The organism is Paraburkholderia sp. SIMBA_027, assembly GCF_046535315.1.
In the GTDB taxonomy this organism is placed as follows: domain Bacteria; phylum Pseudomonadota; class Gammaproteobacteria; order Burkholderiales; family Burkholderiaceae; genus Paraburkholderia; species Paraburkholderia tropica.
In genome coordinates, this window is sequence record NZ_JAWRWY010000628.1 from 1 (window position 1) to 270 (window position 270).

1 protein-coding gene is annotated in these 270 nt (G+C 35.9%); it reads right to left on the minus strand.

The genetic code is table 11. The features are described 5' to 3' along the window. Nucleotides 1-270: hypothetical protein (locus tag SB764_RS40515; protein WP_410866829.1), on the minus strand; the 270-nt coding region annotated here is incomplete at both ends.

The following is a 270-nucleotide window of genomic DNA, read 5'->3' on the forward strand; positions in this document are numbered from 1 at the left end:
CATTTCTTTCTTTATCTGTGATTCTCACGTCTGTATGTTTAATAGGGGAACCCACATCAATAAAAACTGTAGCAAAACGACTTTCTTCATTGTCCATTACAGCTACGGTATCACCAATATTCATTTTTCTTCTATCAATGACCCACTCTATTATTTTTCCTTCAGATGGATTAGGTGAAGCTACACCAAGACAGGCCTCAGCAAGTCCATATGATGGAAGCATCGTTCTCTTTTTTAAACCATACTGACTCATTTCAGATAAAAATTCTT